The organism is Shewanella sp. KT0246 (assembly GCF_019654955.1).
GTDB classification, from domain to species: domain Bacteria; phylum Pseudomonadota; class Gammaproteobacteria; order Enterobacterales; family Shewanellaceae; genus Shewanella; species Shewanella goraebulensis.
In genome coordinates this window covers 1-14,464 of record NZ_BPEV01000039.1, presented here as the reverse complement: position 1 = coordinate 14,464, position 14,464 = coordinate 1, and the positions used below count along the sequence as shown (strand labels likewise).

The 14,464-nt window shown below is 40.8% G+C and carries 12 protein-coding genes; 5 read left to right on the top strand and 7 right to left on the bottom strand.

Annotation, left to right across the window (positions count from 1 at the left end; translation table 11 throughout):
- Nucleotides 1-87: 87 nt before the first annotated feature.
- Nucleotides 88-1,290: a sodium/glutamate symporter gene (gltS, locus tag K5Q58_RS16930; protein WP_220755074.1), complete on the bottom strand. Its 1,203-nt coding sequence runs from the start codon at nucleotides 1,288-1,290 to the stop codon at nucleotides 88-90.
- 293 nt (nucleotides 1,291-1,583) lie between these two features.
- On the opposite strand from gltS, the gene K5Q58_RS16925 reads away from it, so the two are divergent.
- Complete coding sequence (locus K5Q58_RS16925; protein WP_220755073.1) at nucleotides 1,584-2,492, top strand: transporter; 909 nt, start codon at nucleotides 1,584-1,586, stop codon at nucleotides 2,490-2,492.
- Nucleotides 2,493-2,608: 116 nt separating this feature from the next.
- Here K5Q58_RS16925 and K5Q58_RS16920 read toward each other — a convergent pair whose 3' ends face one another.
- Together K5Q58_RS16920 and K5Q58_RS16915 are read right to left on the bottom strand one after the other, a co-directional pair.
- The gene (locus tag K5Q58_RS16920; RefSeq protein ID WP_220755072.1) at nucleotides 2,609-3,250 is read right to left on the bottom strand and encodes a LysE family translocator; all 642 of its coding nucleotides are present in this window, start codon (nucleotides 3,248-3,250) and stop codon (nucleotides 2,609-2,611) included.
- A 181-nt stretch (nucleotides 3,251-3,431) separates the two neighbouring features.
- Nucleotides 3,432-4,649: a cation:proton antiporter gene (locus K5Q58_RS16915; protein WP_220755071.1), complete on the bottom strand. Its 1,218-nt coding sequence runs from the start codon at nucleotides 4,647-4,649 to the stop codon at nucleotides 3,432-3,434.
- 128 nt (nucleotides 4,650-4,777) lie between these two features.
- Between K5Q58_RS16915 and K5Q58_RS16910 the strand changes: the two genes are divergently transcribed.
- Entirely contained in the window at nucleotides 4,778-5,653 is an 876-nt protein-coding gene (locus K5Q58_RS16910; RefSeq protein WP_220755070.1) for a universal stress protein, read from the top strand.
- A gap of 143 nt (nucleotides 5,654-5,796) precedes the next feature.
- Here the strand turns inward: K5Q58_RS16910 and K5Q58_RS16905 are convergent, their stop codons facing one another.
- The gene (locus K5Q58_RS16905; protein ID WP_153913974.1) at nucleotides 5,797-6,045 is read right to left on the bottom strand and encodes a DUF3297 family protein; all 249 of its coding nucleotides are present in this window, start codon (nucleotides 6,043-6,045) and stop codon (nucleotides 5,797-5,799) included.
- Nucleotides 6,046-6,652: 607 nt separating this feature from the next.
- Between K5Q58_RS16905 and putA the strand changes: the two genes are divergently transcribed.
- Nucleotides 6,653-10,477 carry a bifunctional proline dehydrogenase/L-glutamate gamma-semialdehyde dehydrogenase PutA gene (gene putA / locus K5Q58_RS16900; protein WP_220755069.1) on the top strand — a complete coding sequence of 1,275 codons (3,825 nt, stop codon included), beginning with the start codon at nucleotides 6,653-6,655 and terminating at the stop codon, nucleotides 10,475-10,477.
- A gap of 154 nt (nucleotides 10,478-10,631) precedes the next feature.
- Here putA and K5Q58_RS16895 read toward each other — a convergent pair whose 3' ends face one another.
- Both K5Q58_RS16895 and K5Q58_RS16890 read right to left on the bottom strand, forming a co-directional pair.
- Complete coding sequence (locus K5Q58_RS16895) at nucleotides 10,632-11,150, bottom strand: hypothetical protein (protein WP_220755068.1); 519 nt, start codon at nucleotides 11,148-11,150, stop codon at nucleotides 10,632-10,634.
- Between the two features lie 30 nt (nucleotides 11,151-11,180).
- Nucleotides 11,181-11,927 (bottom strand): helix-turn-helix domain-containing protein, encoded by a 747-nt coding sequence (locus tag K5Q58_RS16890; protein ID WP_220755067.1) that lies wholly within the window; start codon nucleotides 11,925-11,927, stop codon nucleotides 11,181-11,183.
- A gap of 557 nt (nucleotides 11,928-12,484) precedes the next feature.
- Here K5Q58_RS16890 and K5Q58_RS16885 point away from each other — a divergent pair.
- Nucleotides 12,485-13,309, top strand: coding sequence for a cytochrome c3 family protein (locus K5Q58_RS16885; protein WP_220755066.1), 825 nt, complete (start codon nucleotides 12,485-12,487; stop codon nucleotides 13,307-13,309).
- 10 nt (nucleotides 13,310-13,319) lie between these two features.
- Nucleotides 13,320-13,880, top strand: a complete 561-nt coding sequence (locus K5Q58_RS16880; protein ID WP_220755065.1) for a hypothetical protein — start codon at nucleotides 13,320-13,322, stop codon at nucleotides 13,878-13,880.
- 167 nt (nucleotides 13,881-14,047) lie between these two features.
- Here K5Q58_RS16880 and K5Q58_RS16875 read toward each other — a convergent pair.
- Nucleotides 14,048-14,464 (bottom strand): GGDEF domain-containing protein (locus tag K5Q58_RS16875; protein WP_220755064.1); only part of this gene is annotated, 417 nt, incomplete at its 5' end.

Sequence of the window (14,464 nt, the reverse complement as noted above, 5' to 3'; positions counted from 1 at the left end):
AGAATGTTAGCCCCAGCGATTCGCAAGAGGCATTAACTAAAAGAGAGGTCTCACTTGTGCTTGACAAGCAAGTACCTAAATACGTGCTTACAAAGCAATAAGATGGTTAATAACAAAGGCGTTGATAATGTCGACAAAAAAGCCACACACCAAAGGCACGACAATGAAAGCGTTATGAGCTGCCCCATGCTGCTTAGTTACCGCGGTCATATTGGCAATAGCTGTTGCAGTTGAACCTAAAGTGATACCGCTAAAACCAGCACAAATAACGGTCGCTTCATAATTTCGCCCCATGAGGCGATATACCACGAACACAGAGAACAAAATCGACATAATAATTTGTAGTGTCATCACAACAGATAAATACTTAACTAATCCCTGTAATTCCCAAATTTTTAAGTCCATTAGAGCCATAACAATAAATAGCCCTAAACAAATATCAGAAATCAGTGAAAGACTCCTATCACTGCCTTCAACCTTCTGTTTAGGCAGGATTTTATGGAATCGATTTCCCATGATGATGCCTGCAACTAAACATGACACAAACAGTGGCAACTCAACCCCTGTCATACCAATAATGGCATCAACACCATGACCTAGCATTAATGCAAGATTCAAACGCATCCAAGAAAACAGTAGGCTATAGCTGTCTATATATTCCGTAGATTTCGAATAAGACTGACCAACATCGAGTAGCGTTTCTTTATTGCCTTTTACTTGATGCACTTTCATCAGATATTTAGCAATTGGCCCCCCAATCACACAGGCAAAAATCAACCCAATTGTGTTACTGGCAACACCAATTTCAACAGCATTACTCACGCCCAACTTATCAACAAAGGTTGGCCCCCACGCCAAAGTCGTGCCGACCCCGCCAATCAATGAAACTGACCCAGACATAAGACCTGCAACGGGATCCATCCCAAAAGCACTCGCAACGCTCATACCAATACCGTTTTGAATTAAGATATAAACCGTTGCTAACCCCACTAAAATCATCAGTGGCTTTCCACCTTTGATTAGGGATCTAACATCTGCGTTTAACCCCATAGCAGCAAAAAAATACAGCAACAAAATATCTCTAATGGCGACCACATCAAAAGTGACTTTTGAGTTAAACCCAAAGTAGATCCCTGCGACGACTAGCGCACACAAAAAGCCACCTATAACTGGTTCCGGTATGCTGAAATTACGCAGTACCTCGCTATTTGAAAGAGACCACTTCCCAATGAATAAAAGGAAAATAGCCAAAGTAAAAGACATGAAGCCGCTTATCACTATGGGTTCCATCAGTGTCGCCTTAATAAGTTCTATTGCAGTTAAATTAAAGGTTCACGCTCTGCTAAATCAGCATCCTAATGAACCGAACATGTCATTGCGCAGAGACTTCAGCGATATAAAACCATTGCTAACAACCGCGACTGAATGACAGGGCTAATTTAACTAACTTGATAGTGAGCAACGGAGAAAAGGAATAAACACATAGTAAAAATCACTATTTAGATATAAATGTTCCAGCGTGACAAAGCTGGCTGTGATTCCAATACATTGGAGGCATCTTTGTTAACGTTAGGATTTAGAAAATGCGCAAATCGACACAAGTATTCATTGGGTTACTGGTAAATTTAACTGCTATAACAACAGCTCATGCAGATGGTTTGATTGGGGCTGGACACTACACCCCTGGTGCCGCCAATATCAGAGATATGACCATGCCAGATCAGGCAGGCTTCATCTATGAACAATACAATATTCATTACGATAGTAATGACTTAAAAAATAAAAATGGTGACAGTATCGGCCTAAATACCGATTATGAAGTGGCCGCTATTGCTCCACTTTTTATGTGGGTAACCGACAAGAATGTACTAGGGGCTCGATATAGCTTTTACATCAATCCATCAGTTGCAGCAAGCAGCGTAGCTGGCGAAGAAACCTACGGTGTTGGAGACACTTATGTTCAGCCACTATGGCTCGGTTGGCTTAACCCTAATTACGATATTAACTTAGGCTTAGGTTTTTATTTACCCACGGGTGAAGATGGCTTAAGCCTCGATATGGTGACAACTCAAGTGCAGTTATCTGGCTATTATTATGTCATGGAGCAAGCTGGGGCATTTATGCTGTCGGCAACCTACGAGTTTCACGGTGAGTCTGATTCAACAGGCGTAACGGCTGGCGATCACCTAACTATAGAATACGGCTACAGTCAGTATTTAACTCAGCAATTAGAAGTGGGACTAAAAGGCTATAGTCAGTGGCAGGTACAAGAAGATGATTTAAGCAATGAAATATCAAATTTCAATCAAAAAATGGGAACCCGTCTCGGCACTAAATCTGAAGTTCACGGCCTTGGGGTACAAGTTGCTTATTGGTTAGATCCACATTGGAATTTATCTTTCAATTACATGAAGGAATATAGTGCACAAGCTAAATTTGAAGGAGAGATTTTCTCATTTAATATCACCTATTCACCTAAAGCTCTTTTCTAAAAGCATGCATTAAGTGCAACTAAATTGATGCACTAATTATATTTATGGCTTATCTAGCTATCCCAAACTAGCGCAATAGATAACATTTATTGCGCTAGTTTGAAAAGCCAAATCGTTTAGCTAAGGCTTTGCACTTGTGAAGCCAACAGCCAAATCGCTAGCGCGAAAAATATTAACCCCATAAACTTGTTTTGGTAAGTGCGAAACTTTTCATTTTTAAGTAAAGGCTTACCTAAGCTGCCAACGAGTGCCACCAGCAGTAAGTTGAACAACAGCCCCATCACATTAAGCAATAATCCCAGTGCTAGCATTTGTTCGCCAGAGCTGGCTGTAAGCTGAGTAGACACAAACTGAGGTAAAAACAACACAAAGAAGATCAGCGCTTTTGGATTAAGTAGATTACTAAAAACCGCACGGCGATAAAGTAACTTGGCTAAGTTATTTTGCAGCTCAATTTCAGGTGCATCCGCTGCACTGCTGCGCATGCAGTCCCAGCCCATCTTTAATAAGTAAGCGCCGCCCAGAACTCTTAATACTTCTAACGCTATTGGGTTCATCGCCACTAATGCTGATACACCCATTGCTGCAAGTAAGGTTAGAATTAACCCTGAAGTCGCATTACCAAAGCTTGCATATACGCCAACTTTTCGGCCATAACTCAGACTTGAACTGGCAATCAGCAGCATGTCAGGCCCAGGGATCAACAATAAAGCGACCACAGTGGTTAAATAAACAGGGAGTAAAGCCAAGTCGATCATGATTGATTAGATAAGTAATTAAACAAGGCGCGGATTTTACAGCTATCCAACATGAATAAAAGTCATGTTGTTTTTAAATGTGAGCTACAGTCGGCAGAGTTTGTTTACAGCTGATGTAAAAACTTAAAAAGACCTGTAATAAACTCCATCAAACACACTGTATGAGTCTTAAACTGGGGCTTTAATTAGGCTTAACTTGGCTCAATACCCTAAGCTGTTGCTTAATACTCCACTTGAGCATCATCGGACCAACTAAGGTGGTTATCGCAATAATCACCACTAATTCAGTAAATAACTTGCTATCAATAATTCCCATTTGATAACCAAGTTCTGCAAACACTAAGCCCACTTCACCTCTTGGGATCATGGCGCTGCCTACCACCGCTTTAGCTTGCCAAGTTTTTCCGCCAAACCAACCTGCAAGCAACTTACTTAAAATAGCCAGTAGCGACAACCAAACCAACAACATGATCCCGCCAGAGCTATAATCTAGCTGACTTAAATCTAACCGAATGCCCACATATACAAAAAATATCGGCGCAAACACATCAACCATGGTTTTTGTCGATATTTCCATTTTGTGAGTAAAGGAAAAAGGGTTCACTAAATAGCGATTCAATGGCGAAGTAAATTGCCGACTTAATGCTAAACCCACAGCAAAACCACCCAATAGCGCAGGCGCGCCAAACCAATGTGCTAACCACGAAAATAGACAAATCAACACCATGGTAATGATCACTTCATATCCTGATTTGTCGGCCAAGGGTTTAAGCGCACGAGCCAGATACAATAAACCACGCGTCACTGGTGGTGTTAAAATCAAAAAAAGCAGCACTTTGGCGGTCAGTATTAATGAACTGACTAGATCAAACTCCCCAAAACTTGCGAAGTTAAACAACAGACTTAGTAAAATGACGCCAGCAATATCATCAATAACAGCTGCGCCTAAAATCACATTACCCAATGGAGTTTGCGATTGTTGAGTTTGAGCTAAAACCCTAAGCGATATGCCAATACTAGTGGCGGTTAACGCGCAGCCCAAATACAGTGCGGTAAAATATGAATCAGTCAGGTAATAGGCGCTACTTATTCCAATCATAATAATAGGAATAACGATTCCCAAAACAGCAACGAGCGCAGCGCGCCCTCCCGCTTGAGATAAACGCTTAATTGAGGTTTCACAGCCAATTGAAAACAGTAATAAAATAACGCCGAGTTCAGCTACAACAGCCAATGTGGCATCTGGGGTAACCACATTCAACAATGTCGGTCCAAGCAGTAAACCCGCTAAAATTTCACCGACGACAGCAGGTAATTGAAGTCGCTCAAATATACTTCCTAAAACCTTACCGCAAAGCAGAATCAAGCATAACGCGATAATGAACTGCTCTACTGTCATACACGCCTCCTAACCGCTGCATCTCTGATTAAATACTGAGCGCTTCAATGATAAAGATCAAGAAGTAAATCAGCTGTTTTGGTACATTTGACTTAGGTAATGTATAAGGAATATATCAGGAGCTTGCCATGGATAAGCTATATATTATTGCTCAAAAAAATCAGCAGCAAGCCAATGCGGTGAGTGCAGGAATTGAGCTAGCTAGAAAAATGAATCTACAGCCTGAAATAGCAGCCTATAGCTATGAATCATTCAGTGGCGATGCCTACTATAATCCACGAATCGCCGCTGATGTACGCCAGCAAATTTTAGCGAAACAGAAGCTGGATCTAGAACAACAACTCAGCGATATAGCTGCTAACACTACTCCCACTAATATCCCGTTCAACATCACATGGTGTAAAAATTTAGCCGAACATGCCAGCCAACATGCAAAACCTCAGCAATACGCGATGATGTTAAAAGCAATCCATGAGTCCGATCATTTCCTGCCTGTTGACTGGCAACTGATCCGCCACACCAAAATACCATTAATGCTGTTAACCCATAATTTGCTCAATAAAGTAGGGGCAATTTTAATGGCGGTGGATTTAGGCAGTAACAAACCCGCTAAAAAAGCACTGAATCAAGCGGTGATTAACCAAGCACACCGTCTGGCTGAAATCACAGGTCACGAGCTGCACCTTGGGTTTGTTATCCGAATCCCTAAAATATTACGCGATATGGATATATTAAATAGCCGAGTACTGATTAAAGAAGCTTACGATAAACATCAACAAGCCATAGAACAAATTGGCATTGACCGAGACCATGTTCATATTTTGGCAGGTAACGCTGATATGTGTCTATTTGAACTCAGCTGTCGATTAAAGGCGGAATACTTGGTCATGGGCGCTGTGCAGCGACAAGGCATTATAGGCAGAGTAATAGGCAACACATCGGAGGCTATTTTAGCGCGAAGTCGCTGTAATATTTTATTGGTTCCTCAGCAAGCCATTGATTGATTAATTGATTAATTGATTAACTGATTAACTGATTAACTGATTAACTGATTCAGGTAACGCTAAACTAACGCACCATGATGGTAAACAAAAAAGGCTTAGCAATGATTGCTAAGCCTTTTAAACGCGCAGTTTAACCGTATAACTTAACGGTAAAATGCTTCAACTGTGCCTTTAATTGTCATTAATAAAGGTTGGCCGCGACGGTCTAACGCCTTGCCTGCTGGTACTTTTACCCAACCTTCACTGATGCAGTACTCTTCAACATCAAAACGTTCTTTGCCATTAACTTTGATGCCAATGTCATTTTCAAAAACAGCTTCAACATGATGTGGGCTGCGTGGATTAACAGAAAGGCGATCAGGTAAAGCGGGTTGTGAAGTTGTATCGTTCATGAGCATGCTCTGTAGTAATAGAATCTAGCGCTATTGTAGGCAATACAGGCGCTTTGCTCAAGTGCAGCCATCATATACTCATTAATAAATGCAGCAGCAAGAATGTTTAATTCGCAATGCCAGTACCACTTAAGTCCCTAGCCATCGTTTAAAACAGAACTGACCATAATAGTAACCTTATAGCGTTGATAATTACGCGAACAAAACAATGATGAATCTGGTAGAACTTTACAAGAAAACAGATGCTTAAAAACGGATTTATAATCTTAGTTTAAAAGACACGTTAATAAGAAAATTACAGCTTATAGCGGACAGGATAAAAATTAGTACCAACAAAGGTTAACGGCGAGTTAAATTCGTTAAAAAACTTTACATCTTTTTGACTAAATGAGTATTGACACAGAAGTGCTAGATGGAGGATATTCACACCTAGAATTATTGAAGGTAAATCACACTTTATAAAAAATAATTTGCTAAGAATAAATAATGTTTCAGTAGCGTATTGAAACAGCACTCAACTGCTGCTATCGGACAACTATAATAATAATTATTGAAATAATTTTAATTGCCGATAACGCAATATTTACTCATTTTTGGGGACAAGCACATGCTATTTGAAGGTAAGTTAATTTCTGACTGTCCAATCCGTCAAAAAATTCGTGATTTTTATCGTATCGATGAAAACATCGCGGTAGATCATATTCTCCCTCTAGCAGAAATTAACGTTAGCGCCCGAAGTAAGGCTTGGGAACGAGCACGCCAAATGGTGTTGAAAATTCGCCAAGATCAATCAGGCAATGGCGCAATTGATTCCTTACTTAATGAATATTCACTTTCAAGTGAAGAAGGCGTGGTATTGATGTGCTTAGCAGAAGCACTTTTACGCGTACCTGATAAACATACTCAAGATGTACTTATTCGCGACAAAATCTCTCAAGGCCATTGGAGTAACCATTTAGGTAGCAGTGACTCATTATTTGTTAATGCTTCTTCATGGGGCTTATTGATCACAGGCTCAGTGGTAGATTATGCAGATAAGCGCACTAAAGATCGCTTTGGATTATTAAAGAAAACCATTGGCCGACTAGGTGAGCCAGTCATTCGAACTTCAATGAACTACGCCATGAAAATCATGGGTAAGCAGTTTGTGATGGGTGAAACTATCGTCGCAGCAACCGAGCGTGCAGCGACAAAAGAACAACAAGGTTACGTGTATTCTTATGACATGCTGGGTGAAGGCGCACGTACTATGGACGATGCAGACCGTTATTTAGCATCATACCAAGACGCCATCGAAGCCATTGGTAAAGTCGCTCAAGCGTCTGGTAAAAATGATCCAAGAAAAGTCCCCGGCATTTCAGTCAAACTTTCTGCTATTCATCCTCGTTACGAGTTTACCCATAAATCACGAGTGATGAACGAAATAGTACCAAAGCTTAAAGCCCTATGTTTGCAGGCCAAAAAGTATAACATTGGCTTGACCGTTGATGCTGAAGAGTCAGAACGATTAGATATCTCACTTGATGTTATTGAAGCCGTGTTTAGCGACGAAGATTTAGCTGGTTGGAATGGCTTTGGTATTGCCTTACAGGCTTACCAAAAGCGCGCTATTTTTGTGGTCGATTGGCTACGTGAGTTAACCGTTCGTGTTGGCCGCAGAATGATGGTGCGTTTAGTAAAAGGTGCCTATTGGGATACCGAAATTAAGAATGCCCAAAAGGACGGTCATAAGCACTTTCCTGTATTCACTCGTAAGTCTTCGACCGATGTGTCATTCCATGCCTGTGCCAATAAATTATTAGGCTACCGAGATACTATTTATCCGCAGTTTGCGACTCATAATGCTTATACAGCAGCCACCATTGTAGAACTTGCAGGTGATGATAAAGAAGGCTTTGAGTTCCAGTGCTTGCATGGCATGGGTGATTCACTATATGACCAAATTGTCAGTGGTGAAAATATTCAATGCCGAATTTATGCGCCAGTGGGTCACCATGAAGATCTACTCGCTTATTTGGTTCGCCGTTTATTGGAAAATGGCGCTAACTCTTCATTCGTTAATGCCATTGTTGATGAATCAAAACCGGTTGAGTCGCTGCTTGAAGATCCAGTAGAAAAAACTCAGCGATTAAAAGAGAAGTACAATCAGCAAATTCTTAAGCCTATTGCTTTATATTACAGTGAAGATGGCGAAAACCGTGATAATTCAAAAGGTTTAGACTTAACCAACATCAACGAAATCACACCGTTAAAAGAGTCACTTGATAACTGGTTTACTGGCAAACAAATAAGTGCCAGTGATGTGCCAGAAGGCGCGGTAGCGGTAAAAAACCCAGCCAATCACAATGAAATCATTGGCTATCACCATTTCCACGATAAAGATGCAATGCTGGCGATGATCGACACAGCACAAACCGCATTTGCTTCATGGTCACAAGTGTCAGTCACTGAACGCGCCGCGTTATTAACCCGTATCGCAGATATCCTAGAACGTCATACCGATGAACTGATTGCGTTATGTATTAAAGAAGCAGGTAAAGTTGCCCAAGACGGTATCGATGAAGTGCGTGAAGCCGTCGACTTTTGCCGCTATTACGCTAACCGAGCAATTGAATTAGCTGAAGATGATCGCCTAGAGCCTCGCGGCGTCGTGTTGTGTATTAGCCCTTGGAACTTCCCATTAGCTATCTTCTTAGGACAAGTTGCAGCAGCCATTGCGACCGGTAATACCGTACTAGCAAAATCAGCAGAACAAACCAGCTTAATTGCGCTGCGCGCCATTGAACTGATGAAGTATGTTGGTCTTCCTGCAGGTGTTGTCCAAGCTGTTATTGCCCCAGGTAGCTTAGTCGGTAGTGTTATCTTGCCAGATGAGCGCATTCAAACGGTGATGTTCACAGGTTCAACTGAAACTGGCACTAAGATTTCGCAAATCTTGTCTGAACGTGGCGGCCATCAAGTACCATTGATTGCTGAAACAGGCGGTCAAAATTGTATGATTGTTGATTCTACTGCCTTACCAGAGCAAGTTGTGGATGACGTTATCTCATCGGGCTTCCAGTCTGCAGGTCAGCGTTGTTCGGCGCTTCGCGTATTATTTTTACAAGAAGATATTGCCGATAATGTCATAACTATGCTCAAAGGCGCGCTGGCTGAATTACACGTTGGTAACCCAGAATTCCTCAGTACTGATATTGGCCCTGTCATCGATCAAAAAGCACTGAACGCATTAAACGCCCACAGTGACTACATGAGAGACTATGGTAAGTTGCTTTATCAGTGCGACATATCGACTGAAGTTGCAGACAATGAACACTTCTTCTTTGCGCCGCGCCTTTATGAAATCAATGATATTAGTGTATTAAAGCGCGAAGTATTTGGTCCATGTGTCCATGTGGTTCGCTTTAAGGGCGATGATATAGAAAATGTCATCGATAGCATTAACAGTACTGGTTTTGGCTTAACCATGGGGATACACACCCGAATAGAGCACAGAGCAATCGATCTAGCCCGATTATCACGCGCAGGTAATGTGTATATTAACCGCAATATGATTGGTGCCATTGTCGGTGTACAACCATTTGGTGGCCGTGGTCTTTCAGGAACGGGGCCGAAAGCCGGTGGCCCAAATTATCTAACACGTTTGGTAAAAGAAAAAGCCACCCCTGATGTTGATGATTTTGATCTATTGCCGCCGCAAGCCATTGAAAAAGATTGTGATGAACAATCTATATCCGAAGCAACATTGTTGATGGATAGAGCTAATGAAGTTGAAAAACAGTGGCGTTTAACAGACCTAAATACTCGTACCTCTTGTGTACGTCAGTTACTGGCTAAAATCGCCCATGTTGATATTGTTGATGACTTGGCAGACGATTTAAATTACACCTTAAAGGTGTCTCGTGAACAATTAATTGATATTGAAAAGCGCTTGAAAAAGCCAAAGGTATTGCCTGGACCAACGGGTGAATCTAATATCCTTTACTTGGAAAATCGCGGCAATATTATTTGTTTTGCCGATGAAAACGTCAGTTTCCACTTTTGGGTTCTCTCAATCGTAACCGCACTGGCAACAGGTAATACTGTTATCACCGTAGTGTCTGACTTATTCCATGATGAAGCATTGGTATTTAGAGATAAATTAATCGCCACCGGAGCTGATAAAAATATCTTCCAAGTGGCAAGACACCGTCATTTACCGACACTATTGGCTCACCCTAAATTATCGGGTGTGGTAATTGATGGTAACTGCGATCGTAAACATTACATCAGTGAGAAATTAGCTGAGCGTCAAGGTGCAATATTACCGGTGATCAGTTCTGAATATTTCGATAACTTGATTCAACGTCTACTGACAGAAAAAACCGTGAGTATTGATATCACCGCATCGGGTGGTAACACATCTCTGATGACATTAGTTGAAGATGATTAATACTCCTCTAAGCAATTTACGCTTAAAAAGCATAAGTATGTATTAGATATAAACATAAAAAAGCGAACCACACATGGTTCGCTTTTTTAATATGTTAAATACAAGCTAAAAAGATCGGTAAGCAGTTACCGACATAAGCAAACTTTAAATAACATTAGTTCACTAATCGGCAGCCACAAACGGTATTACTGGGTTGAAACAACACCACTGCAAAATCCTTTGCTTCATCCTGCTCGATAATTTGCACGCTAAGATTGTGCATGCCGTCACGAGTCAAATTAAGGTTACTCACATAAGATAAGTATTGATAGTGTTTGGGTGGTTGCTGGTTTTCAGCCATTGGGCTTTCTTGCTTGGTATTCACCGAAATATCATAAATCATGTTTTCAGTATCAATATGATTCACCTGCCCTTGCATCGATAGCGTTCCAGCGGAACTACCATCGATATTAAAGTAGCGATAATGCACCTGAGCTTGGCCATCTTTAGATAACATATCAACCAATAGGTAGTGGTTACTGTCCTGCTGGTCATTATTGCGATTAAACAATTCAGAGCTACAACTGAGCATAAAACTCGGAGAGCTTGAAGTTAAACTCGCTATTACCCCAATACTGCTGATCAATAAGGCCAATATGATGATATTAATCACCCAGCGCCATGTTCTAGTCATTGTTAATCTCCCTGCACTGAGTTTGTTGAATTAACCACATATCTCAACTCCTTTTAACCACTCCTGACTGACAAAGCTTTTCGGTTGCCTTAAATCACTGATTTTAAGATTACGAATGACAGATTGGCCAAAATGGTCACCACGCAAGGTCACGTTTAAAACTTGCTTGTCATGTGATAGCGATAAATAAACACTTTTCCAGGAGGTGTTAGTGCATTGCGAAAGGCTTTGCTGAAGCTGCATGCCTTGTGCTTGCAATAAAGCATTATTGGTTTTAGTACGAGAATATAAAATCACATCGACAGTTTGACCCGATGCTAGCTTCACAGTGCTAACACTTGCAGGCATGACAGGTAGAGAGTTCGGTTTTGAAAAGCTCATCAACACAATGCCACTAACTAGTAATGACAAAATAAAAATGATGACGATAATAATCAGTTGTTTAAATTTACCTGAAAACCTAGTTTGATCTTTTTTGCGGCTACGGTGGTGTTTTAATAAATAACCCTGCCCTTTGACCGTCTCAATGAGTGTTTCATATTGAGGCCCTAGAAACCCCCGTAATGTAAAGATGGCATGAGCGACTGAAGCATCACTTAACGGCAGTTCCTTGCCATCACCTATTTTTAGCAATGGCTTAGCCACGACCTTGCCTTGGTAATCAATTAATAAGCTCAGTACTTGCAACTCAGCACGTGGAAGTCGCCAAGTTTCACCACTGTCACTATTAACTAATTCACCCTTCACTTCATCAAATCTGCAATGGCCTAATTGCATGGTTGCATCCCAAGAATTGCTCAATATTATTAGTCTAAAACAACCATCAAAAAATTCTGTGATCCTGCGTAATTTCGCTCTTTTCAGTTGCACTTTTGAGGCTGATAACCATGCTACAACAACAAATTGCGACTCAAATCACACAAATTAATAAACTAAATGTAACTTTAGAATCATTAAAACTGGCTTTAATCTTTATTAATCTCATTAATAGCGTGACTTAGTCCTCACTTTTAGCTAACTCAGCTAAAAATCCACCTTTAGTTCTTCTTCAATTTTGAATTTTTATTTGCCAATTCACCTTTATTACAACCACTGTATTTCCCTGCTCTATATCACACTATTAATTCTCTCATTGCTTACATTAGACCCATCGAGCAGCGCTGAGTGATTCAAATAAGAAACCAGCAAACTCGAAGAGATGAATACAAGTACTACTTAAAACAAAACAAGCGCTCAAGCTTGTAGTTAATACATAAGTACTTAGACATAAATAGTTAGACATAAGTACTTAGACATAAAAACTTAGCAGTAACATTAGAAATAGGGTGATTATTATGAGCATAAATAGACGTCAGGCATTAACCCAAATTATTGGTATCAGCACAGTTGCTGCTGGAGCAACCTTAGTAGGCACTTCAGCATTCGCTGCCACTGATGAAGATGGTAATTTCCGTTTAGAACTAGGTGATAAGTTAAAATATGTACCATTAGATGCAATGGCAACAGCCAAGCTAGCCTATGAAACAGGTGGCGGTTGTATGCATCAAGTTTTCCATTCAATCGTCACTAAGCTAGCCGAATCTTCAAGTGTCGATGCTGCAAACTTTGCGTCAATTCCTACTGCATTAGCGGGATACGGTTGGGCTGGGATTGTGGGACAAGGTACTATTTGCGGGAACTTAAACGCAGCAGGTATGTTGATAAATATACTTGATGATATTAACGATCAAAATTCAGCGATTATTGCTGCATCATTCCGTTACTACGAAAGAACAGACTTACCACTATCTTCTGATGAGTTTGTTGCAGGTATTGGCTCTACAGCTGAAAAAAGCGAGGAAGTGGGCAAAACTTCAATAGCTAACAGCCCATTATGCCATTCATCAATCAGTAACTGGTCAGCCATTAATGGTGGTAAACCTTTCGTTGAAAAAGGTGAACGCTGTAAACGTCTGTCTGCCAGCATGGCTTACTACATTGTCGACCTACTCAACCGCGCTTATGAAGCTGAAGATATCTCAATTCTACCAGAAGCAATGGCATCAGAAGAGACTCAAGCTTGTCAAACTTGTCACGGTACAACTGAAACAATGGGCAGCGCAGCCAGTGTTAAAGGCGATTTAGAGTGTCAAACATGTCATACCGGTCATTTTAATTAAGGAGCCCATTATGAATCTTAAATTATTGAGCGTCTTGCTGGCCAGTTCGCTGCTTTTGATGGGTTGTAATGATGATGACGATACTAGTACTGATCCTGTCGATCCACCAGTCGTTGAGCCACCTGTAACAGATCCAGTCGACCCACCAGCGACTGAAGTCATTACTATTAATGATGCAGATACGGTTATTTTAACAGTAGACGAGTACGATGCTAGTTCAGGAGCGTTAACTTTTAGTCTAGATAATGGTGATGAAAAAGCGATAACTGATGCAAGTGACTACAGCATAATGTATTTTGGCTACCCAGATCCTGCGGCGCCATCATCAAATGCCAAAGCATGGAAGCGTTGGCATGTTAGCCAAACGTTTAATTGCGATACCAGCACTGAAGACGCTTGTGCAGGTGTACTTACTGAAACAGAAACAGAAGGACAATATACCTTTAATGCCGTTGACCTTGATCTTGAAAGCAAAGCTGCAGCAGGCGCTGTAGAAGTATTTAAAGTGGCTATTCAAATTCATGGTGAGAAAGCATCTAACGAATTCGAGCTAATTCCCGCAGGAGAATAGCCATCACCCGGCCTGATACCGTCCCCGTAAAAGGCATTAGGCATTCACAGCCGTAGCGGTTTGCTACGGCTTTTTTTGTTTTTTATTAGGGCATTAATTCAATGTAAGATGGTAAACCTAATAAACAATTTCCAGCCTATTTATGCAAGAGTCTTGCTAGCCATCTTTTATGGTGTTTTAAGCTTATTTATTTTGATTTGTGCATGTTTGAGTTGGTACATGTTTTTATCCGCAACTTGAAATAACTCACTAACAGAATGATCTTTACCTTCAGCTACAACATGACCCCATGCAAAGGTGAGCTGAAAACTGATATTTTGGTATTTAATGCTGCAACAATTATCTTCAATGCGATGAATAAAGCGTTGTACTTCAAAGCCTTGTTCAGGTACCGAAAATACTAATACAAACTCATCACCTCCGACTCTTGAAATGATATCAGCGCTGCGAAACTCTTTTGCTAGATTCAACGAAAACTGCGCCAAAATATGATCGCCAGCAAGGTGTCCATGGCTGTCATTAATCTGCTTAAAGTTATTCAAATCGATATAAATGAAACAAAATTTACTATTGGTTTTATTTTT

Coding starts and splice junctions, on each gene's coding strand:
- K5Q58_RS16920 (WP_220755072.1), bottom strand. CDS start 3,250: ATGATCGACTTGGCTTTACTCCCTGTTTATTTAACCACTGTGGTCGCT.
- K5Q58_RS16880 (WP_220755065.1), top strand. CDS start 13,320: ATGAATCTTAAATTATTGAGCGTCTTGCTGGCCAGTTCGCTGCTTTTG.
- K5Q58_RS16895 (WP_220755068.1), bottom strand. CDS start 11,150: ATGACTAGAACATGGCGCTGGGTGATTAATATCATCATATTGGCCTTA.
- K5Q58_RS16915 (WP_220755071.1), bottom strand. CDS start 4,649: ATGACAGTAGAGCAGTTCATTATCGCGTTATGCTTGATTCTGCTTTGC.
- K5Q58_RS16910 (WP_220755070.1), top strand. CDS start 4,778: ATGGATAAGCTATATATTATTGCTCAAAAAAATCAGCAGCAAGCCAAT.
- K5Q58_RS16925 (WP_220755073.1), top strand. CDS start 1,584: ATGCGCAAATCGACACAAGTATTCATTGGGTTACTGGTAAATTTAACT.
- K5Q58_RS16890 (WP_220755067.1), bottom strand. CDS start 11,927: ATGCAATTAGGCCATTGCAGATTTGATGAAGTGAAGGGTGAATTAGTT.
- K5Q58_RS16905 (WP_153913974.1), bottom strand. CDS start 6,045: ATGAACGATACAACTTCACAACCCGCTTTACCTGATCGCCTTTCTGTT.
- gltS (WP_220755074.1), bottom strand. CDS start 1,290: ATGGAACCCATAGTGATAAGCGGCTTCATGTCTTTTACTTTGGCTATT.
- putA (WP_220755069.1), top strand. CDS start 6,653: ATGCTATTTGAAGGTAAGTTAATTTCTGACTGTCCAATCCGTCAAAAA.
- K5Q58_RS16885 (WP_220755066.1), top strand. CDS start 12,485: ATGAGCATAAATAGACGTCAGGCATTAACCCAAATTATTGGTATCAGC.